Source organism: Leuconostoc citreum (assembly GCF_004354555.1).
Taxonomy (GTDB): domain Bacteria; phylum Bacillota; class Bacilli; order Lactobacillales; family Lactobacillaceae; genus Leuconostoc; species Leuconostoc citreum.
The window spans coordinates 199,597-220,072 of record NZ_PUFH01000004.1; the positions used below are offsets into that span (position 1 = coordinate 199,597).

A 20,476-nucleotide genomic window follows, 5' to 3' on the forward strand; every position below is an offset into this window, starting at 1 on the left:
CAGTTGCTATTGTTATTCTTTTGTCTATTGATTTTAACTCAAACCAACATAAAAAGCCGCAACCGAAGTTGCGACTTGATATAGCTCGTGAGAGAATCGAACTCTCGATTCCGCCGTGAAAGGGCAGCGTCTTAGCCACTTGACCAACGAGCCATGGTCAGTGATGTCTAATTTGTATCAGACAACTATAATATCATATCAACTTTCACGGTGGGTGTCAATACTTTTCAATTGCTAGTTAAGTATTTTTTTTAGAGTTTGTCGTTGCGTAACTGTTAGATATGTTTCTAACGCACATAATTGTGCTATATAGTGTTGACGCCCTTGGTATGCGATGATGCCTTTGGCATGTTGTAAATGTTGGTAATGAGCAATTAATACGTCTGCTTGAGATTGTGCGACTTGGTTAATTTTGGCATGTATATTGTTATCTTTCGTGGCATGTGCCATAAGATTTAAATCGTTAATTGTCACATCTGGCATTGTCAGCACGTAGTCAAAACCTAGTTGTGATAACGCTTGTGTGCGCAGTGCGTCTGATAAATTTAATGAAACCATCTCATACTCCTGTTTAACGTCCAAAGGACTAGTTAAACAAATAAAAAACGTGCACGATATACGCGCACGTTAAGAGTGACGTATATCCTATTACAGTGGAGCACCTTGCCAAAGTGGTAGGTTGCTGCTAGGTCGAAGTGTGTAATCACTCACTAGCTCTCGATATAACACGTGATTTAATTGTTACACTCAGTCTATACAATAAGACAATGAATGTCAATACGACAGCGATTCATTTTTGTAGTAGCCCAGAATTATTTCTGGGCTATTTTTTTTAATAAAAAGTTGTCTAGGGACAGAATAACGAGATAGAGTGCTTGCTTATCAACTTGTCTATACATTTCTTTAAAAAGTGCGTATATCTAATTTGTAAGCGGTTACATTACGTGATATATTGGGCTTGTTAACACAGGGGAGGGCATTAAAATGAATAAATATCAGATAATTCATGATGACCTAGTGAAAGATATTCTGGCGGGTAAATATCACGAAAAAATGTTACCTAGTGATTATGCGTTAATGAATCGCTATCATGTTGCGCGCGAAACTGCTCGCAAAGCTATTGCTATGTTGGTCGATGAAGGCTATGCCATGCGAATCAAAGGCAAGGGCACATTTGTGATTCAACATAATCGTTATTCATTTCCAATCTCTCATGTTGAGAGTTATCGTGAATTAGCCAATAGATTACACCTTAAAGAACATACACAACTAGTTGCGATTCAGGACGCTGAGGTGCCAGCAACTTTTGATAGTAAAGCAGAAACAGTGGTGCTAGCAACAGAAATTACGCGTGTACGCTATTTAGATGATGAACCAATCATCATTGATAGAGATTATGTTTTGAAAGCTGTGATTCCGGAAATTCTAGCACTTCCAAAATCATTGTCTCTATTTGAATTATTTGAGCAGCAACTAGGCCTAACGATTAGTCATGCGACCAAAACAATTACCATTGAAGCACTAAGTATACAAGATAAACAACTAATGAAATTACCCGAAGCGGGTGTCGTCGTTGTTGTGCGTTCCGAAACGTTTTTAAGCGATGGCAGGACATTGTCGTACACTGAATCACGTCATCGCGCTGATAAATTTAAGAGCGTCGAATTTGCTAGACGGCATTAAATTACTACGTGACTCATGCACTAACAGCCGATATGAAGGAGAAAATGATGAATAATGTGGAGATATTGGCACCAATTACTGGGCAACTGATAGCGTTGTCATCTGTAAAGGACAACGTTTTTAGTCGAGAAGTGATGGGGAAAGGTTTTGCTATTATACCGACTGGGCAAGAAATCGTTGCGCCAGTCGATGGCGAAGTGATAGCTTTGCAGGGACATGCTTTTGGCATCAAGCAAACCAATGGACTAGAAGTACTGACGCATGTTGGTTTAGAAACAGTTACCTTGAATGGCAAACCCTACTCATGGTCAATTAAAGTAGGCGAAATGGTTCATGCAGGAGATGTTATTGGTCATGTCGATTTGGCACAAATTGCGGCAGCAAATTTAGATGCAACAACAATGGTTGTGATGACAAATACTGATGATGTCGTAGAGCATGTTAATATTTTGTCGCAAAGTACAGTCAATATGGGGCAATCAGTTGCTAAAGTAACGTTGAAAAAAGTCCAACTGACAGAAGTCGCCAGTCCAACTGGTAGCCAATACGAAAAATTGGCAGCTGATATTATAGCTGGCGTAGGTGGTAAGCAAAATGTAGTTAAAGTCATTCACTGTATCACACGGTTACGATTTTATCTTAAAAATCATGAGCTTGCTGACGACCAGGGAATCTCACAGTTAAATGGCGTTGCTGGCGTGAACTATGCAGAATCACTGGGACAATATCAAGTAGTGATTGGACCAGCTGTGACTGATGTTTATGATGAAGTAATCTCACAGCTTGGTGATGGTGTTGCCGATGATTCAGCCAAAAGCAATAATAATACGGATAGTGCCTCAAAAAATCCAATAATACGTGGTTTTCAAGCAATTATTGGTACAATTACAGGTTCGATGATGCCTATTATTGGGTTATTGGCTGCTGGTGGAATGCTGAATGGTTTCTTAAGTTTATTTTCTAACAAAGCGTCGTTTCCAGCGATTTATTTTATTGATCCTGCATCAAGTACTTTTACTATTTTACAGTCCATGGCGATGGCACCATTCTATTTCCTGCCAATTTTAGTAGGATTTTCTGCTGCACAACAACTTAAAAGTGACCCATTTGTCGTTGCAGCGATTGGGGCTTTCTTAGTTAAGCCTGAGTTTATTGGGATAACTAATCCGCATGTTGTCGATGGTAAGTTGGCAGAACCAGCCAAGGCAGTTGGTTCATTATTCGGCGTATCGCTGAATGCGACTTTTTTCGGGCTACCAATTAACATCCCTAGTTATGCCTATTCAATTTTCCCAATTATTTTTGCAGCCTGGCTAGCAAGACCAGTAGGTAATTGGTTAAAGAAACATTTACCATTGGTTTTGCGGTCAATTTTCCAACCATTGTTAACGCTCTTGGTTGTTGGGGCAGTCGTTCTTGTCTTTGTTGGCCCAGCGATTACATTACTATCGCAGGGTATTTCTACCATAATTAATTGGTTATTGCACTTGAATTATCCATTGTCTGGATTGATTATTGGTGGCTTGTATCAAGCTTTGGTTATTTTCGGGTTACATTGGATGGTTGTACCATTGATTGCCAATGAAATTGCACAAACAGGGCACTCAACTCTAAATGCAATCGTGAACTTTACAATGATTGCACAAGGTGCTGGGGCATTAGCTGTTTGGGCAAAAACCAAGATACCATCATTAAAGGGGTTGGCTGGTGCTGGTTTCTTGTCAGCGATGGCCGGTATTACAGAGCCAGCAATGTATGGTATTAATTTGAAATATGGTCGTGTATTCTGGATGGCTAATATTGGTGGTGCTGTTGGCGGTTTGATTGCTGGGTTATTTAATCTGAACATGTATGGCTTTACAGGGTCATTAATTGGTTTTCCATCATTTGCGGTACCAAAGGGGCAAGCTGGTTCAGCAAACAATATGCTTATATTCTGGGTTGCAGCTATAGCAACCATCGCTGTTGCGTTCCTGATGGTTTACTTCTTTGGCTTCAAAGATACAGATACACAACAAATTAAAACTGTCGAAAAGAAAAATGCTTTTAAAGACGCAGTAAAAAAGTAGAAAGGACAACACATGGTGGATAAAAGATGGACCTTAACATACGATACGATGGTAACGGGGGTTAAAAATTATGGTCGTGAGAGTTTATTAAGCCTTGGCAACGGTTTTCTAGGTTGGCGTGGTGCTCTAGTGACCAACGACTTCAGTGATGATTCATACCCTGGGTTGTATGCGGCCGGTGTTTTTAATCAGACGACAACACCGGTGGCCGGCCGCCAAGTGGTAAATGAAGATTTAGTCAACTTGCCCAATTTACAGCGTATTAATATCATTATTGATGAACAGCCTTTACGTGTTAACGCTGAAACAGTTAAACAGCTAAAACAAACTTTAGATTTTAAAACAGGGACACTAACAGATTCATTTCGTGTACAAGTTGATGATAATGTCTTGCATTATGTTGATATCACTACAGTGAAAGTGATTGATCCTGTGAATTGGCATTGTTTAGGCTTAACATTGGCACTCAAAACAAGTTATGAATTTAATCTGACTTTGAAGGCAGAAATTGATGGGCAAGTATTGAATCAAAATGTCGCGCGCTACCGACAATTTGATAGTCAAGAATTTGATGTAACAGCTACTAAACCAGGGTTGATGTTGCTATCTACTAAAACGACTGCAGTCGATATTGCCATTGCGGCGCAATCAAGCCTGGATGTAGCAGCCCATAAAGAGGTTGTCGTAGAAGCTACAAAGTTATCCGATCGTTATCAGCTGCAATTGGCACCTCAGCAAACAGTCACTTTGAGCCGAGTGATGGCAGTTGCCACAAGTTTGGAAACACCGGGGAACTTGGCCACATTTACAACGCAGACAATCGAAAAGCAAACGTTTAAACAAATGCAGATGAGTAGTCAAAATTATTGGCAACAGTTTTGGCATGAAAAAGATGTTCATATTGTCGGCGATGATGCAATTCAACGTCTAGTGCGAATGAATATTTTTCACCTTAATCAAATGGCTAATCCCAATGCTAATAGCCACTTAGACGTTTCAATTGGTTCACGTGGCTTGACCGGAGAAGGCTATCGTGGTCATATTTTCTGGGATGAATTGTTTGTTTTGCCTTACTATTCAGCCAATGAACCTACTATGGCTAGTCAGCTATTGAATTATCGTAAGCGCCGACTACAAGCAGCAGAAAAAAATGCTGATTTTGAAAATGAGGTTGGGGCGATGTATCCGTGGCAATCAGGCATGTATGGGGATGAACAAAGTCAACGGATTCATCTTAACACGGTAGATCAAACTTGGATTCCTGATAATTCGAGATTGCAGCGGCATGTTTCTCTGGCAATAGCCTATAACATGTGGGTTTATCAACAAATCAGTGGCAAAAAAGATCATTTGGAGAATGATGGCTTGGCTATGTTGTTGGCGATTGCACGTTTTTGGGTAAGTAAAGCGGAAAAAGTTGCTGGACGTTATCATATCAGTGGTGTTATGGGACCTAACGAATTTCATGAAGCCATGCCCAAACAGTCAATTGGTGGGCTAAAAAATAATGCTTATACGAACTTAATGGTGGTTTGGTTGTTAAACTATGTGCATGATTTAGAACAGCAGGATAAGACATCCTTTGATTTGATTGCTGCGACAGTCGGCTATACGAAAGCATTACAAGATAAGGCTGTTATGATGCGACATCAGATGAAGCTATCAATTAGTTCAGAAGGTATTATCGAACAATACGAGGGGTTTTTCAGCTTAAAATCGTTAGATTTTCAAGCCTACAAAACAAAATATGGTGATATTCATCGTATTGATCGCCTCTTAAAAGCCGAAGGTCAGTCACCAGATGAATTTCAGGTCATTAAGCAGGCTGACTTGTTGATGCTCCTTTATAATTTTGGGGCCCGTCAGACCGAGGCGTTGGTCACACAACTTGGATATACCTTACCAAGTGATTGGCTAGCGAAAAATACGGCTTATTATTTAGCACGTACAACGCATGGTTCAACTACGTCACGACCAGTTTTTGCTGGTATTTATGTTGCGTTAGCGCGGCAAGGACAACAAGTATTTGAAAAACAAGCCTATTATTTTCTGACTGAGGCGATTGGCTCTGATTATTATGATATTCAGGGCGGGACCACCGCTGAAGGTGTGCATATGGGTGTGATGGGCGAAACCTTAGCGGTCATTCAAAATGATTATGCTGGAGTTGACATGCTGCATGACACATTTCGGGTGATGCCAAAGTTACCATCGCAATGGTCAAGTATTTCTTTCACGCAAAAATATCATGGCGTCACTATTGATTTACAAATTTCGCATCATCACGTGATAGCTAAGGCAGATAAAAAAATTTCTGTGATAATTGCTGGTGAACAGATGATATTACAACCAGATGAAAGGAAAGAGGTAAAATACCATGGTTGAGTTTTCTGATATTAAAGGCTTTACTTTTGATTTAGATGGGGTAATAACCGATACCGCTAAATTTCATGAACAAGCTTGGCATGAATTAGCAACAGAACTATCTTTGCCTTTTCCAGATGAACTTGCGCGTCAACTAAAGGGTATTAGCCGGATGGATTCCTTGCAAATGATTCTTGATCAGGGGGATAAGTCCTATACGGATGATGAAAAAGCAAATTTTGCAGCACGTAAAAATAAGCACTATGTGACATTAATTACCGGGTTGACGCCAAATGATATTCTACCAGGTATGTTTGACTTTATTGCTGATATAAAACAGAAAGGTTATGTGGCTAGTATCGCTAGTGCCTCAAAAAACGCGCCGACAATTTTAAAACAGTTGGGTTTGACAGATTATTTTATTGGTATTGTTGATCCAAGTACATTGGCGCATGGTAAGCCAAATCCTGAAATTTATATCAAAGCTGGGGAATTGCTAAAGTTAGCACCACAACAAATTATTGGTCTAGAGGATGCCAGTGCAGGCGTTAAAGCCATTCAAGGTGCTGGGCAAACAGCATTGGGTATTGGCCCAGCTGTGTCGCAAGACAATTTACAGCTGTGGTTTGCCGATACAGCAAGCGTGACATTAGATAATATTAAACAAAAGCTAACGCAGTAAGTTTTACATTGCAAGGCAGTGCAACATAAAGGTAAATTAAAACCGCTTATCACAAAAGCGGTTTTTTTTTGATGCTACTTGGTAAACTAACATCATAAAGATAGGAACAACAGGGGGAATGATATGTTAGAGATGAAGCATATTAAAGTCAATTATGGTGAGTTTGTTGCACTTGATATGGGACGCGATATAATTGTTGATGCACATGATATCGTTGGCATTGTTGGCAGTAACGGGGCTGGTAAATCAACTTTAATCAAGGCATTAACGAATCAAGTAGCTTATACTGGTAAAATCGTTAAACCAGGGCAAATTGCGGTGCATTTGCAAGAAAACAATTACCCAGCCACTGTCACTTGTCGCACAATTTTGGAAGGTTTATTACAAACAACCTACAAGAAAAATCCAAAATTAATTGCGCTCGTACAATTTTTTGACTTTGAAAAGAATTTGAAAAAAAAGGTGGCCCAGTTATCGGGTGGGCAAAAGCAGCGATTGACGATTATTATGGTGTTATATCAGGATGCGCCATTAACTTGTTTTGATGAGTTGAGTACTGGCCTTGATTTTGAGACACGCTTTAACTTAATGGCCAAAATTAAAGCATGGTATGCTAATAAGCCAGCTATGATTTTACTGATTACACATTATTTTGATGAATTGGAAAAATTAGCCAATAAATTATTGATTATTGATCAAGGGCACGTTGTAGATTACGATTTAACGACGATGTTGTTTGCAAAATATGTGGGTTATTCGGCGGTTGTCGTAGATGCACCGCAGTTAGCGATTACCTTGCCAAAAGGGTGCGATATTATACGTGGTGAAGCAGGGCAAACTGTGATTGGTTGTGACAATCAGAATAGTCAACAGTTAGTGATTGCGCACTTAAATCAACACGGTTTTACCTTTTCGGCAACACGAACAAGTGTGACACTTATCTATTTGAACGCGTTACACCAGCGTGAAATAAACAGATTGGGGCAGACATCATGAAGCACTATATTAAATTTGAACTTAAAAATACACTAGGGTATAGTCTTGCGATGATCGTTGGTGGACTATTACCGATGATTTTGGCTATTGGCAATTATCATGCCACTAGTAACACGTTAGCAAATCAAGCATTAGCTAAAGGTTTATTTGCAACGTTATTACCGATGATACCGCTTGGCTTAGTCATTTTGCCATTCACGATTTCTTTTGGTCGAGATATGGCTGATGGTGTCACAACACGATTTGTCTTGTTTGGCTATCGTATGGCTAAACAGTTGGTCGCTAAATTTGTCTCAGTGGCCATTTTGGTGTCACTGGTGACAGTAGTTTATTGTTTGGTTTTGTATCAGGTATTACCGTTGCCTTCAATGAGTATGCTGAGCTTAGCCAACGTCTTTGCTAGCACCATGATTCTAACTGCAGCATTATATCTTTTGTCTTTTGCCATTGCCCAAGTTTTTAAAGGCTTCAATATGATTCAGGGCGTGGCGATGGTGTGTTACTTTGGTATTGCCTTCTTAACAGGCAGTATGGGCACATTTCAATTGCCGCGTACGCTTGAAAAAGCCATAGAATGGATTCCATTTGCTGCCATACGAGAGACACTCAAAATGCATTGGGGCAGTAATACGGTGACTGATATGCAGACAGAGTGGTTTAAACTGATTGTTTTCTTATTAATCACGCTATTCTTATTTGGTCTGGCAGAATTTTATCGCCGTCTCAAAACACACGCCGTCTGATAACAGAATTTGATAGAATAAGGTTATATTGGTAAGCTAATTGCCACATGGGGGAGAGACATGGAAATTAAAATCAATGTCGATGAGCAACTTGATGGCATTAAAGTTGTCATTTCGGGCAACGATTTGACACAAATGACAGCCATCGCCAAACAACTACAAACAAAAAAATCAGAAACAAGTAAATTTGTGGTTAAAACGGTTGATGATATTCATGTGATTACGCAATCAGATATTTTAATGGTATCAAGTTTTGGTAACGAATTAACAGTGACACGTAATAATCATCAGCAATTAGTAACGCGTAAAACACTAAAACAATTTTTAAATGAAGACAAGTCGCAGTTGTTTGTTCAAATATCTAAAGCAACAGCGATTAATTTAAACCAACTATCACGAATGGCATCGGCTTTTTCTGGTAATTATTATGGTTTTTTAACAGATGGGACACGTGTTACTGTGTCGAGACGATATATTAAGCATATTTTAAATCGATTAGAAGGGAATGATGAAAATGAGACAATTTAAGTATATAATCATGCTAGCTTTCATCGGTATCGGGATAGGGTCATTTTTCTCCTTATTGTCAATCACATTAAATCAAGCTATATTTTCATTGACACAATTTGCTTTGTTAATGACCATGAGTGCCATTATGGGAATATTATCAATAATTTTTGATTATGATAAGTTCAGCTTCATGACGCAACTAGTCTTACATTTTGTATTAGAGATGTTAACTTATTTGATCTTTATTGCTTTGACTTTTGGTAAAACAAGCATCTCATTAACAAATATACCAACTTTTGTGATTATCTATTTAGCGATTTTTCTTTATATGCGTCAACAAGGACATGACAATGCTCGACGTATTAATGAACAATTGGCCAATAAAAAGCACAGTTGAATGCGTTCATTCAACTGTGCTTTTTTGCTGATGTTAACGATAAGCAAAGGATAACTCACCATATCAAATTTTGCCATAGCAATACCAGTTTTTAGTGAAATATGTGATAATCTGGTAAAATGAGAGAAAGTATTAGAGAAGAAGTGACACAGGATAGGACATGCCCAAATATCTTATTTTAACTGAAAAGCCGTCAGCTGCCGCAAATTTTGTGAAAGCGCTAGGCGGTAAAAACGGTCAATTTGACACGTTTACTTACACAATTACCAATTTGCGTGGTCATGTGATGACGCTAAAAGATCCTGAAAAAATGGTGTCAGAAGACCTAAAAAAACAGTATAAATCCTGGTTAATTAAGCATTTACCTTGGAATTTAAACGATTTTAATTGGGCGCGTACCTATATTCGACAACGTAATTTGCGGACAGGTAAAGTCGCATCTACTAAGCAGTTAGTTGACGATCTCAAAAAAGAAGCTGCAAATGGTTATGATGCCATCGTGATTGCCACCGATACGGATCCTTCTGGTGAAGGTGAGTTATTGGCTTGGGAAGCATTAGAAGCAATTAAATGGCGCGGACAAGTATTACGTGCCAATTTTATGGATGAATCGGTTAAGGGTATTCAGACGTCTATGCAGCATTTACGTGATGTTTCTGATAAAAATCAAGATGGCGAGTACATTAAAGGTGAAAGTCGTAATCGATGGGATTTTGCGTCCATGCAATTGACACGTATCGCCACGACAGCTGCCAAGAAGCAAGGTTTCAAAGTTGTGGCACGTGAGGGCCGACTGAAATCAGTGATTGTTTGGCAGATTTATGCCCAGCTAGAAGCGATTAAACGATATGTGAAAAAACCTTATTTTGAAGTTAAGTTTAAAGACCTTGCGGGGCACATTTTTGGTCGTATTACGCCAGAAGGGGATGTGATACCTTGGCGTTTTGATAGCAAAGCAGTTGCACAGCAGGATTTATTGCAATATCATGAGAGTGCGGTTACTAATGAGCGGCACCAAACCCGTACACAAGCACCTGGTAAACTATTAGATTTAGCTGGATTAGCAGCCATATTAGCACCACGTGGTTTTTCTGCCAAAGAAGTATTAAGTACCTACCAAAAAATGTATGAGGCCCAGGTTGTTTCATATCCGCGTACCGAAGATAAGACAGTGACCCCAGAACAATTTAATGAACTATTACCTAAAATTGATCAAATTGCTCAAGTTGTGCATGTTGATACAGCCCTGCTGACACATAGGCAACCACGGGCGACCCATGTTAAGAACCAAGGAGCACACGGGGCTAATCGACCTGGAGAAAATGTACCTACTGATTTGGCAACCCTAACCAAATTTGGAGCGAGTGCACAAGCTATCTATGAGGTATTGGCCAAAAACTATTTGGCCATGTTGGCAGAAGATTATGTCTATGATCATGTCACGGCAAATTTGACTGATTATCCAATTTTTAAGACAGCTTATAATGTGCCAGTTCAGTTAAATTTTAAGGCTGTGTATGATTCACAGCGTGCCATTAAGGTAGATGATGATGATGAAACAGCTGTAATGGGTCAGCTTGGACCAACTGCACAACCTTATTTGTATGAAGGGGCCAATAAAAAGCCACAGGCGCCAAGCACGAAGTGGATCATGGCCTTTTTAGAGAAACACAATGTTGGAACAGGTGCGACGCGCGTCTCGACCTTATCTGATATGAGTCGGGGGACGAAAGCTATGATTAAGGAAACGCGTGGTAAATTAACACTGACTGAAACAGGTAATGTCTCAGCTGTTATGGTTAAAGGCACATGGATTGCGTCCCCTAAAATAACTAAGCGCCTCTTTGAGATGATGGACCAAGTCGGTCGTTTTGAAATGACAATGCCTAAATTATTGGACTCTGTTACCCAAGTTGTGGTACATGACATGCCTATCATGGTAGCAAATGCTGAGCAATTAGAAACGTTACTTGGGCAACCAAAAATAAAACCGAAACGCCCAGTAAGTGAAAAGACGACGGGCCAATTTAAAGGTGAAGAAATCACCTTTGCTAAAGAATGGAGCGGGCATGTTTTTACGGACGAGGAGCTAACCAAGTTACTCAATGGCGCTGAAATTAGTTTTGAAGCTAAATCTAAACGTGGTAAACTATATACGGCTACAGGCACAATGGCAAAACAAACATATAAAGGGCGTACTTTTTATGGCTTCAAGTTAAAACCCAAGCCCAAAAAATGAAACATCTAACAGTACATTAATGACTGTTAGATGTTTTTTAATTTGATGTATTATTTAGTTGTTCTAATATGATCAGCATAGTCGAACCTTTTGGTGAGATTTTATAGATAACACGCAGTGGAATACGTTCCAAAACTGTGCGACTAACTAGACGATAAGTCACTAGTTGTTTTAAACGATCAGTGAGTACCTTGTGCGATATTCCCGGTAAAGACTGATGCAATTGGTTGAAACCAGTAACTTGTAAATCTGCAATGGTCAATAATATTTCAATTGACCATTTGGCGCCCATTAGCTTCATGACTTGCTTTGTAGATGTTGAAATAGTGGGCATGTTTCCTCGATTTAGTCATTAACGCACAAAATAGTGCGTTATGTGCGATTACAGATAAATATAGTAAAATAATTCACATGGCTAATTATAAACTATGCAATATTATTTAGCAAGATAAGGAGGCCTCCCATGCAGATTGATCACTTTGCTGAAGCATTAGATGCCTCTCAGCCATTGTCTATTGATGCCAATAGCTTGCTGGCACACCATCTGCTTATTACTGGCGCCACAGGGAGTGGTAAATCAACCTCACTCCTGAGGCTAGTGGAATGTTTACGAGACAAAAAACAAGCAACAATTATTTTTGACCCAACAGGAGAATATCAGACAGCTGGGCATGTTGTTCGTTATAAATTAGGAGAAAATGCCAGTATAGATGTTAGTCAGTTAACCGCCATGGAAATTACCAAGCTTCTTGGTGATCATGAGGGCGAGTTTGTTGACAGGTTTGAGAGTGCAATTACTGCGTTACAAATACAAAAACAAGTCGTCAAGCAACCAGGGATATACAACAAAATTAATCGCACACAAGTCAGTTACAGAAATGATAAATCGCAGCTAAAATTCTGCGGACATGACTATGATACGTCTCAATTAATTAATCAATTAATTCAAGAATTTATTGTACCATATGCTGATCATCAGGCTGACTACAATTTATTGGGTCAGACATTAGACTATCAAGTTATTCAAAGACATTGGTCAAAAATATTGGCCATGCAAGAACAATTATCATCACCGAATTTGGCTGGTTTATTTAAGCATGAACAAGTCAATGCGCAACAGCCACAAACAGATATGAGTTATGTACTTAAGTTATTTGCAACACGAAAAAGTCAGGCTACTTTGGTGATTGACGTGAGCATGCTAATGAAGCATGGGGCACAAAGTAGGCTAGTATTATCCATTTTGTTAAGAGAATTACTGACTATTCGCACGACAAGTGATGCCCGTTTTCCGCTAACTATATTTTTAGACGAAGCACATCGTTTCTTACCAAATAACAATGATACACTTTCTGATTCAGGACTTTTTAAATTAATACGTGAAGGCCGTAAGTATGGTTTGTATGTTGTGTTATCGACGCAATCGCCATTGGACTTACCAGTCAAATTAAGCGGACAATTTGGCAGCTTGTTGATACACCAGTTAAATAATCAGGCAGAGGTAACGAGCTTACTAAATAACCAAGCAGAGCAGGTCGCTACATATCAAAAGTTATCACCAGGTCAAGGGCTACTTAAAGTGAATGGGACAACAGTGGTACATCCAGTTTGTGTTGCTATACCGAATGCTTTACATTCTACGGATTCACCTAAATTTAGTTAAAATAAGGAAAAATAAATGAATATACTAGTAATTAATGGCTTTGAAGAACACCACGATGCAAATGGTCAGTTAAATCACCGTTTGTTTACAGAATATGTGAGACAACTAAAAACACAACACAACATACGTGTGTCATTTGCAACAGAATATCAACGTGCTGATGAAATTAATAAATGGTTATGGGCTGATTTAATCATCATACAATGCCCTATTTATTGGTTTAATGTACCAGGAAAACTGAAAAGTTACTTTGATGATGTATTCGCTTATGGCATCTTTTATGGGCTAGATTATACAAAATATGGTCAAGCTGGCCGATTAATAGGTAAAAAGTTTATGTTGTCGACAACATGGAATGCACCTGAGTCAGCATTTAATGATAATAATGAATTCTTTAATGGTATGCGAGTGGCAGATATCTTGATGCCCACAATTAAAGCATTAGAATTTGTTGGTGTAGCACCTTGGTCACGTGATGGTGTCATTGCTTATCACGATGTGATTCATAACCCGCAATTTGAGCTGTATTTATCGCAGCAAGCGCAATTTATTGATGAGGTTAATGCATGATTTGTATCGTTAATTTTAAGAGTCTGATGTGCTATAAGAAACAGCTACAATGGTTACAAGATATTGAGCAACTGCCACTTAATTTTAAGTTACTGGTTGCACCAACACTACCTGAGCACAACACGTATCAAAATTATGAAATTATTGCGCAAAACATTAGTCTAGCACAACGTACCGTTGGTGAAATGTCTGCCAATGTGCTTAAAGCATTAGACATTAGATACGCTTTTGTTGGTCATTTAGAACGGCGAAAATTATTGAACGAGACCACGGATATCATCCATGAACGCTTAGCCAACTGTCTGAATAATGATATGATTCCAATTATTTGTTTGGGGATGCATAGTGGCCCAGATTTGGTTATACGTGAATTAAAATCTATTCTTAAAAATATTGATTTTATGGGGCAACGTATTATTGTTGCTTATGAATCGCTTCGTTCCACACAGTCTAATAGTTCAGCGTACTCTTATGTAGAAATGGAAGCTGTTTATTTGAAGTTAAATCAATATCTGTCTGAATTAGTAAAAAACAGCAATTTAGCGTCTTATAGTTTAGTAATGGGTGGACATATTACGGCAGAAGGTATTTCTGTAGCTCGAAAGATTGGCTATGATGGGGTGCTTATTGGCGATCGGTATCAAGAAGTTAGTGCATTTCAGCCCATTATTGAGGCATTAAATCAAGTTAAAAAAGAAAGGTGAGGCTGCTTTGAAAGCTGAAATTATATCTGTCGGCACCGAGTTGTTACTAGGTCAAATAACAGATACGAATCGACCATACATTGCACGGGCTTTGCACGATATGGGGATTGAATCGTATCATCAGTCAATTGTGGGCGGTAATGCGGCCGATATTCTAACAACGCTGCGTTTAGCTGCACATCGTTCTGATTTAATTATATTAATTGGTGGATTAGGGCCTGCCGTTGATGATCTCACAAAACAAGTTGTGTCGCAATTCATTAATAGCTCACTGATACCAGATACAGAAGCATTGCGTAAATTAAAAAAGTGGCATGATGCTGTTGATGTTGAAATGGCCGATAATAATTATCGGCAAGTGCTCTTCTTAGAACAGGGTAAGCCATTAAAAAATGATTTTGGTTTTGCTGTTGGTAGTTTTTATCAAAGTAATGATGGGCCAGATTTTTTATTAATGCCTGGACCACCTTGGGAAATGGTGCCAATGTTTGATCATTATGTTGTCCCGTTACTTGAAAGACAGTATTTGCATGGCCAGGTATTGAACTCGCTCGTCATGCGTTATTTTGGCATTGGTGAATCGCGATTATCTCAACTAATCAGTGATTTAATGATTTCTCAAACGAATCCAACAATGACAACTGATGCTAAAAAACACGAAGTAACCATTAGGTTAACGTCTAAGGCATCATCTGAAGCCATAGCAGAGAATTTAAATCAAAAAGCGGCTGCTAAGATTAATACATTGGTTGGAGACTACTTTTATGGTTATGGTGCCCATAATTCACTCGAAAAAGTGGTTGCAAATTTACTTGAAGAAAATCAGCAAACGATTGCGATGACAGAAGTTTTTACACGTGGCTTGGTACAATCAACATTGCAAAATGCGTTATCGCAAACGGAAACATTAGCTGGTGGCTTTAATGGTATGAGTGCTTTACTAGATCTAACTGACGATGAAATTGAACTATCTGGTGATAATGGCGCACAATTAGTGTCACGTCTAGCACAACTAACGCAACAGCGTTTAGGCGCTGATATAGGGTTGGCAATTTTAGCAGAAACACCCGAATCCAATGGACAGCATGATTATGTTAATGAAAAAGTTTGGTTTGGCTTAGTTAGCCATCAAGAGAGGTTACTAGTCACTTCACAAAGCTTTGCAAAAGATCATCAAGATAACGTTGAAGATGCGATTTTTGTAGCACTTGACTTAATTCGTCGACACTTATCGCAGCAAAATTTAGTAGATCGTGCTTGAAAAATAGGGGGAATAGATATGGTTAAACAGTTACAAGGTAAGACGGTTTTAATAACAGGTTCTTCTCGAGGTATTGGTTTGGCAATGGCTAAGCATTTTGATATTCTCGGGGCACAAGTCATTTTACATTCACGACAAGGTGTCGCAGACAATATAAAAGCACAATTCCAGACACAACCATTGGAAGTGATGTTTGATTTGACTAATCAGCAAGCCATTGATGATGGCATAAATGCCTTGTACCGAAGTCAGGCATTTAAAGGGGTTGATATTTTAATTAATAACGCAGGCATTACAGCCGATCAACTAGCTATCAATATGTCATCAGACAACTTTGCACAGGTTATTAATGCTAATTTAGTGGGGACGTTTAATGTGACGCAACCAATTTTAAAGCACATGCTTAAAGCCAGAACAGGCTGCATTATTAACATGAGCTCGATTGTCGGTCTGCATGGTAATATTGGACAGGTTAATTATGCTACAAGTAAAGCAGGATTAATCGGCATGACAAAAACGCTAGCCAAAGAAGCGGCAAGAAGACAAGTGCGTGTCAATGCAATTGCCCCTGGTATGTTTAAATCTGATATGACTGATGTGTTATCTGATAAGATTAAGTCTCGAATTCTAGAGACAATACCGATGCAACGCTTTGGAAATGTAGCTGAATTAGCTGAAGTAGCAGCATTTTTAGCTGAAGCACCATATATCACAGGGCAAACAATTGTGGTCGATGGCGGTCAAAGTATGTAACTTAGAGGAGGAAGTATGATGAAAAGCTATTCTAGTCCAGCTTTATATATGCAGGGTCAAAATATTCTATCACAAGATTACGATCAAATAACGTGTCTTGGTCACCGTGCAATTATTCTGAGTAACGGTATTGCAGTTAATGTTGCAGCAGAACCACTATGCCAGACATTAAATACGCAAAATTTAGTGAGTGAAGTTGTTGTAATTAGTGATCATTTTAATGATCATGAATTGACTAATTTAACAGCACTCATCAAAGAAAGAGCGGCAGATATTGTCATTGCTGTTGGTGGCGGTAAAGTTATAGACATTTCTAAGATTGTCGCCGCAAAAATTGACTGTCAATTAGTTATTGTGCCCACATTGGCATCGACAGATGCACCAACCTCAAGATTATCGGCAACTTATAATGCACAGGGACATTTTGAAAATTATATTTTTTTTGATCGCAGCCCCAGCCTCGTGATGGTCGATACGGACATCATAGTCAATGCACCAACACGAACACTGATTGCAGGCATTGCTGATGCACTGGCAACATTTGTTGAATATCGTGCTGTCAAGTGTGCTCATGGACAAAATATGTTTGGGGATAAGGCTACGATCGCAGCAGGCGTGTTGGCAGAACAAGCGACTAAAACAATTTTTAGAGAAGCAAAATTAGCGATTAAAGCCAATAGTGCACACACTGTAGATCAGCATTTTGAAAATGTTGTTGAGGCGAATATCTTATTAAGCGGTATCGGTTTTGAGAGCGGTGGTGAGGCGGCAGCCCATAGTATTGCTAACGGTTTAACGCAATTTGTTTCGCCTACCATTATGCATGGTGAAAAAGTAGCTTTCGGATTGTTGGGTCAACTAGTACTCTCGCAATCATCTAGTGTATTATATCAAAAATATCTCAAATTTTTGCGAGCCTTAGGTTTGCCAGTTTGTCTAAAGGATTTAGGATTAACACGAGATCGACAAACACTTTATCAGATTGCACAAGAAGTATTAAGACCTAATGAAACAATTCATCAAATGAATCTCTCATTGACAGCAGCTGATATTGTTAATACGCTGTTACAAATAGATAGTTACGCCAATTAATTATGGATGATCAGTATGTCTGATAAGCAAAAAAAGCGACTAACACGAATAAGGTGTGAGCCGCTTTTTGAATCAAATACTGTTATTTATTTAAATCACCATCAGCTATGGCAGCTAGTAAATCGCGCGATGGAATAAAGAACAATTGACCAGAAAGTATATCAGAAAAGCTAAGTAAGAAATCGGATTGATCTAGCATGTTTTGAAGCATGCCTTTAATAATATGCCAGTGACGTGAGTAACCCATAAAGTAGGTGCCAGTTTTACCTGAGGCGGGATTAGAAAAAGGGACATTCATACGAATTATTTTTTGTTCTTCACCGTTTGGTTCAAATTTTGAGGCAACATTGTGCGCATTATGATATTTATCTTCATCTGCTAATTCAAGATCTGAGAATTTTTCGCGACCAATGGCTTTTTCTTGTTCTTCAGTCTTCAAATTGTGCCAGAAATCCATGTTATGTTGCCATTTTTGTGCAAAAGCATAAGATCCATTAATGAAAGGTGCATCTTCATCACCAATTAATGCATACTCTGCGGTATCTTCAATAGCAGGTGCCTCTGTGCCATCAATAAAACCAATAATTGCGCGACCTTCAAAATAACGAAAACCTTTCGTCTCATCCACCACACTGGTAATATTTTTTAAAAAGCGCATAAATTGTGTTTGTGCTTCGTAAACAACGGCTTCATTACTAGCACGAATATGAAAGAAAATATCACCGTCAGTTGCTGGCATGCTATATTCAGGGCCGCGCAAGGTTTGGTATGTTTCTAATTCACTTGGTTTGGCTGCATTGGGAAATAAATATGTCCATGCTTGGTTGCTGAAGCCAAAGGCTACTTTCAAACCAGATTCTGCGGCTAAATGAGAATCACGAATGCGTAGTGATCTTATAATAGCTTGTGAACGGTCGGCAAATTCTTGTATTGCCTCTTGTGCTAGCGCTTGATTGTGTCTTGTTAATTTTAAAACGGTAAATTGTACATGTTCACCAACGTCTTTCCACACATCTTGTGCTTTGCTTGGGGTAATTGCCATAGTGATAACCTCCAAAAGTTAGATTTTATTTGCAACATTAGCGTACACTATTTTAATTCATTAATCAAGAATCATTCTAATTTAACTTGAAAAAATCATTCTAAAAGTTTAGAATGATTATAAGTTATTTACAGAGGGAGAAACAAAAAATGTTTAAAAATGTGAAACAATTAACCCCATTTTCGCTCGTTTTACTCGCTATTTCATTTACAATGTCAATTAGTCAATCAACTATGACAACAGCTTATCCGATTTTAATGAAAAATTTTGGGGTTGATGCTAGTACAGTACAATGGCTAACTACTGGCTTCATGATTGCGATGACACTTGTTATGCCACTTAGTCCATGGCTATTAGATAATATTAAACTAAAACCATTACTCAACGGAATTGTAGCCGTTTTTTTAGTTGGCACAGCAGTAGCTATGGTGACGCCTGTGTTTTCGGGTATTATTATTGGTCGGTTATTAGAAGGCATGGCTGTTGGCGCACTATTTCCAACTTTTCAAAGTGTTATTATGGAAAACACTAACCAAGAAAAACGTGGGACAACAATGGGGGTTGTTGGTCTAGTGATGGGTTCAGCACTTGCTGTTGGTCCGATTATATCTGGCGTTGTGTTGCAATGGGTATCTTGGCGCGCACTATTTATTTTATTTTTTGTTATACTACTTGGCCTTTTAATAGGCTGCCAGAAGTTGATTCAAAACACACATGAGCTTAAAAAGTCGCAATTTGACTGGTTATCAGCTGTTACGCTCATCGGCTTTGGGGGTATTTTGTACGATATTTCTAGTTTGCCAAAAAATGGCTTTAGTGTACAGTGGTGGCTGATTTTAGTTGTCAGTCTGATATTACTGACTTTTTTCGTGTTTCGGCAACACAGATTAACACAACCATTCCTTAATTTAACGGTATTTAAATATAAAGGGTTTTTACCAGGTATGTTGTTAACTGGTATTTCTTATTCAGGGCTCATTATTGCTACCGTCTTAATGCCGTTATTTTATCAACGTGTTTTTCATTTAACACCCCTTTGGTCAGGCCTATTAATGGTACCCGCCGCTATTTTTCTCAGCCAGCTCAATCCAAGAGCCGGACGTTTACTTAATCAAATTGGCCTAAAAAAGCTAGTCTATATTGGAACTAGTATGATGATTTTTGGGTATTTATTATTAAGTATTGCCGGCACTACATCCTGGCTCATTGGTTTACTGGCGGCGATGCTACTAGAAGGTGGCAATGCCTTTATTATGATGCCCGCGATAACAGCTGCTAACAATGCCTTAACGAAAGACCTGATGAGTCATGGGACAGCTCTAATTACAACAATGCGGCAAGTCATCGGCGCAGCGAGTGTTGTTGTGGCGTCTATATTAATTGCTTACTTTAGTACTACTAAGACGATTGGTACCGCATTATCTCAAACGAGCGCGTGGTTTGTTCTCGTGCCGATTATAGGGTTATTAATGACTAGTCGTTTACAAAATCATGTATCCAAATCTCAAATGAATAAATAGTAAAAAAGCAAGGAGTGCCTGTGATCCTTGCTTTTTTATTGTCCTATTATAAATAAAGGGTGTAATATTCAATTTTGCATAATTTAAGATAAGCTGTTTTTGCTATGTATGATTTAATGAGAGTCTTGTGCTTAAGCGTCAATATGAAGTCATTGACCTATTATACAAGCAAATTATGAGTTCATAGG

The 20,476-nt window shown here is 38.7% G+C and carries 19 protein-coding genes and 1 tRNA gene; 16 read left to right on the top strand and 4 right to left on the bottom strand.

Annotated features, from left to right (window positions below; translation table 11 throughout):
* Window positions 1-81 precede the first annotated feature (81 nt).
* A tRNA-Glu gene (locus tag C5L21_RS02830) sits at window positions 82-153 on the bottom strand.
* Between the two features lie 81 nt (window positions 154-234).
* Window positions 235-558, bottom strand: a complete 324-nt coding sequence (locus C5L21_RS02835) for a hypothetical protein (protein WP_048801607.1) — start codon at window positions 556-558, stop codon at window positions 235-237.
* A gap of 426 nt (window positions 559-984) precedes the next feature.
* On the opposite strand from C5L21_RS02835, the gene treR reads away from it, so the two are divergent.
* The 9 genes from treR (at window position 985) to C5L21_RS02880 (ending at window position 11,683) form a co-directional block, all read left to right on the top strand.
* Window positions 985-1,683, top strand: a complete 699-nt coding sequence (gene treR / locus C5L21_RS02840) for a trehalose operon repressor (RefSeq protein WP_004901460.1) — start codon at window positions 985-987, stop codon at window positions 1,681-1,683.
* Between the two features lie 47 nt (window positions 1,684-1,730).
* The gene (locus C5L21_RS02845; protein WP_085699620.1) at window positions 1,731-3,752 is read left to right on the top strand and encodes a PTS sugar transporter subunit IIABC; all 2,022 of its coding nucleotides are present in this window, start codon (window positions 1,731-1,733) and stop codon (window positions 3,750-3,752) included.
* Window positions 3,753-3,764: 12 nt separating this feature from the next.
* The gene (locus tag C5L21_RS02850) at window positions 3,765-6,137 is read left to right on the top strand and encodes a glycosyl hydrolase family 65 domain-containing protein (RefSeq protein WP_085699622.1); all 2,373 of its coding nucleotides are present in this window, start codon (window positions 3,765-3,767) and stop codon (window positions 6,135-6,137) included.
* On the top strand, window positions 6,130-6,798 hold the full coding sequence (gene pgmB / locus C5L21_RS02855; protein WP_085699624.1) for a beta-phosphoglucomutase: 669 nt from the start codon (window positions 6,130-6,132) through the stop codon (window positions 6,796-6,798). The genes C5L21_RS02850 and pgmB overlap by 8 nt, the downstream gene beginning before the upstream one ends.
* 123 nt (window positions 6,799-6,921) lie before the next feature.
* The gene (locus C5L21_RS02860) at window positions 6,922-7,794 is read left to right on the top strand and encodes an ATP-binding cassette domain-containing protein (RefSeq protein ID WP_040190561.1); all 873 of its coding nucleotides are present in this window, start codon (window positions 6,922-6,924) and stop codon (window positions 7,792-7,794) included.
* On the top strand, window positions 7,791-8,537 hold the full coding sequence (locus C5L21_RS02865) for an MFS transporter permease (RefSeq protein WP_085699626.1): 747 nt from the start codon (window positions 7,791-7,793) through the stop codon (window positions 8,535-8,537). The genes C5L21_RS02860 and C5L21_RS02865 overlap by 4 nt, the downstream gene beginning before the upstream one ends.
* 60 nt (window positions 8,538-8,597) lie before the next feature.
* Entirely contained in the window at window positions 8,598-9,065 is a 468-nt protein-coding gene (locus C5L21_RS02870) for a LytTR family DNA-binding domain-containing protein (RefSeq protein ID WP_004901442.1), read from the top strand.
* Window positions 9,052-9,444: a DUF3021 family protein gene (locus C5L21_RS02875; RefSeq protein ID WP_371862923.1), complete on the top strand. Its 393-nt coding sequence runs from the start codon at window positions 9,052-9,054 to the stop codon at window positions 9,442-9,444. The genes C5L21_RS02870 and C5L21_RS02875 overlap by 14 nt, the downstream gene beginning before the upstream one ends.
* A 160-nt stretch (window positions 9,445-9,604) precedes the next feature.
* Window positions 9,605-11,683 (top strand): DNA topoisomerase, encoded by a 2,079-nt coding sequence (locus tag C5L21_RS02880; protein WP_085699628.1) that lies wholly within the window; start codon window positions 9,605-9,607, stop codon window positions 11,681-11,683.
* A 37-nt stretch (window positions 11,684-11,720) separates the two neighbouring features.
* Here the strand turns inward: C5L21_RS02880 and C5L21_RS02885 are convergent, their stop codons facing one another.
* On the bottom strand, window positions 11,721-12,017 hold the full coding sequence (locus tag C5L21_RS02885; protein WP_133286011.1) for a winged helix-turn-helix transcriptional regulator: 297 nt from the start codon (window positions 12,015-12,017) through the stop codon (window positions 11,721-11,723).
* Window positions 12,018-12,146: 129 nt separating this feature from the next.
* Here C5L21_RS02885 and C5L21_RS02895 point away from each other — a divergent pair, with 129 nt between their 5' ends.
* Genes C5L21_RS02895 through C5L21_RS02920 form a run of 6 tightly spaced genes read left to right on the top strand, consistent with a single transcriptional unit; the run spans window position 12,147 to window position 17,726 of the window.
* Complete coding sequence (locus tag C5L21_RS02895; RefSeq protein WP_085699630.1) at window positions 12,147-13,346, top strand: ATP-binding protein; 1,200 nt, start codon at window positions 12,147-12,149, stop codon at window positions 13,344-13,346.
* Window positions 13,347-13,361: 15 nt separating this feature from the next.
* Window positions 13,362-13,916: an NAD(P)H-dependent oxidoreductase gene (locus tag C5L21_RS02900; RefSeq protein WP_133286012.1), complete on the top strand. Its 555-nt coding sequence runs from the start codon at window positions 13,362-13,364 to the stop codon at window positions 13,914-13,916.
* Window positions 13,913-14,620: a triose-phosphate isomerase gene (locus C5L21_RS02905; protein WP_012305399.1), complete on the top strand. Its 708-nt coding sequence runs from the start codon at window positions 13,913-13,915 to the stop codon at window positions 14,618-14,620. The genes C5L21_RS02900 and C5L21_RS02905 overlap by 4 nt, the downstream gene beginning before the upstream one ends.
* A gap of 7 nt (window positions 14,621-14,627) precedes the next feature.
* Window positions 14,628-15,881 (top strand): CinA family nicotinamide mononucleotide deamidase-related protein, encoded by a 1,254-nt coding sequence (locus C5L21_RS02910; RefSeq protein ID WP_004901426.1) that lies wholly within the window; start codon window positions 14,628-14,630, stop codon window positions 15,879-15,881.
* Window positions 15,882-15,899: 18 nt separating this feature from the next.
* Entirely contained in the window at window positions 15,900-16,634 is a 735-nt protein-coding gene (gene fabG / locus C5L21_RS02915; RefSeq protein WP_085699636.1) for a 3-oxoacyl-ACP reductase FabG, read from the top strand.
* Window positions 16,635-16,652: 18 nt separating this feature from the next.
* Window positions 16,653-17,726: a glycerol dehydrogenase gene (locus tag C5L21_RS02920; RefSeq protein WP_133286083.1), complete on the top strand. Its 1,074-nt coding sequence runs from the start codon at window positions 16,653-16,655 to the stop codon at window positions 17,724-17,726.
* An 82-nt stretch (window positions 17,727-17,808) separates the two neighbouring features.
* Here C5L21_RS02920 and C5L21_RS02925 read toward each other — a convergent pair whose 3' ends face one another.
* Window positions 17,809-18,768: a Dyp-type peroxidase gene (locus C5L21_RS02925; RefSeq protein ID WP_085699639.1), complete on the bottom strand. Its 960-nt coding sequence runs from the start codon at window positions 18,766-18,768 to the stop codon at window positions 17,809-17,811.
* 149 nt (window positions 18,769-18,917) lie between these two features.
* Between C5L21_RS02925 and C5L21_RS02930 the strand changes: the two genes are divergently transcribed.
* Entirely contained in the window at window positions 18,918-20,288 is a 1,371-nt protein-coding gene (locus tag C5L21_RS02930) for an MFS transporter (protein WP_133286013.1), read from the top strand.
* Window positions 20,289-20,476: the final 188 nt, after the last annotated feature.

Coding starts and splice junctions, on each gene's coding strand:
- C5L21_RS02835 (WP_048801607.1), bottom strand. CDS start 558: ATGGTTTCATTAAATTTATCAGACGCACTGCGCACACAAGCGTTATCA.
- treR (WP_004901460.1), top strand. CDS start 985: ATGAATAAATATCAGATAATTCATGATGACCTAGTGAAAGATATTCTG.
- C5L21_RS02845 (WP_085699620.1), top strand. CDS start 1,731: ATGAATAATGTGGAGATATTGGCACCAATTACTGGGCAACTGATAGCG.
- C5L21_RS02850 (WP_085699622.1), top strand. CDS start 3,765: ATGGTGGATAAAAGATGGACCTTAACATACGATACGATGGTAACGGGG.
- pgmB (WP_085699624.1), top strand. CDS start 6,130: ATGGTTGAGTTTTCTGATATTAAAGGCTTTACTTTTGATTTAGATGGG.
- C5L21_RS02860 (WP_040190561.1), top strand. CDS start 6,922: ATGTTAGAGATGAAGCATATTAAAGTCAATTATGGTGAGTTTGTTGCA.
- C5L21_RS02865 (WP_085699626.1), top strand. CDS start 7,791: ATGAAGCACTATATTAAATTTGAACTTAAAAATACACTAGGGTATAGT.
- C5L21_RS02870 (WP_004901442.1), top strand. CDS start 8,598: ATGGAAATTAAAATCAATGTCGATGAGCAACTTGATGGCATTAAAGTT.
- C5L21_RS02875 (WP_371862923.1), top strand. CDS start 9,052: ATGAGACAATTTAAGTATATAATCATGCTAGCTTTCATCGGTATCGGG.
- C5L21_RS02880 (WP_085699628.1), top strand. CDS start 9,605: ATGCCCAAATATCTTATTTTAACTGAAAAGCCGTCAGCTGCCGCAAAT.
- C5L21_RS02885 (WP_133286011.1), bottom strand. CDS start 12,017: ATGCCCACTATTTCAACATCTACAAAGCAAGTCATGAAGCTAATGGGC.
- C5L21_RS02895 (WP_085699630.1), top strand. CDS start 12,147: ATGCAGATTGATCACTTTGCTGAAGCATTAGATGCCTCTCAGCCATTG.
- C5L21_RS02900 (WP_133286012.1), top strand. CDS start 13,362: ATGAATATACTAGTAATTAATGGCTTTGAAGAACACCACGATGCAAAT.
- C5L21_RS02905 (WP_012305399.1), top strand. CDS start 13,913: ATGATTTGTATCGTTAATTTTAAGAGTCTGATGTGCTATAAGAAACAG.
- fabG (WP_085699636.1), top strand. CDS start 15,900: ATGGTTAAACAGTTACAAGGTAAGACGGTTTTAATAACAGGTTCTTCT.
- C5L21_RS02920 (WP_133286083.1), top strand. CDS start 16,653: ATGAAAAGCTATTCTAGTCCAGCTTTATATATGCAGGGTCAAAATATT.
- C5L21_RS02925 (WP_085699639.1), bottom strand. CDS start 18,768: ATGGCAATTACCCCAAGCAAAGCACAAGATGTGTGGAAAGACGTTGGT.
- C5L21_RS02930 (WP_133286013.1), top strand. CDS start 18,918: ATGTTTAAAAATGTGAAACAATTAACCCCATTTTCGCTCGTTTTACTC.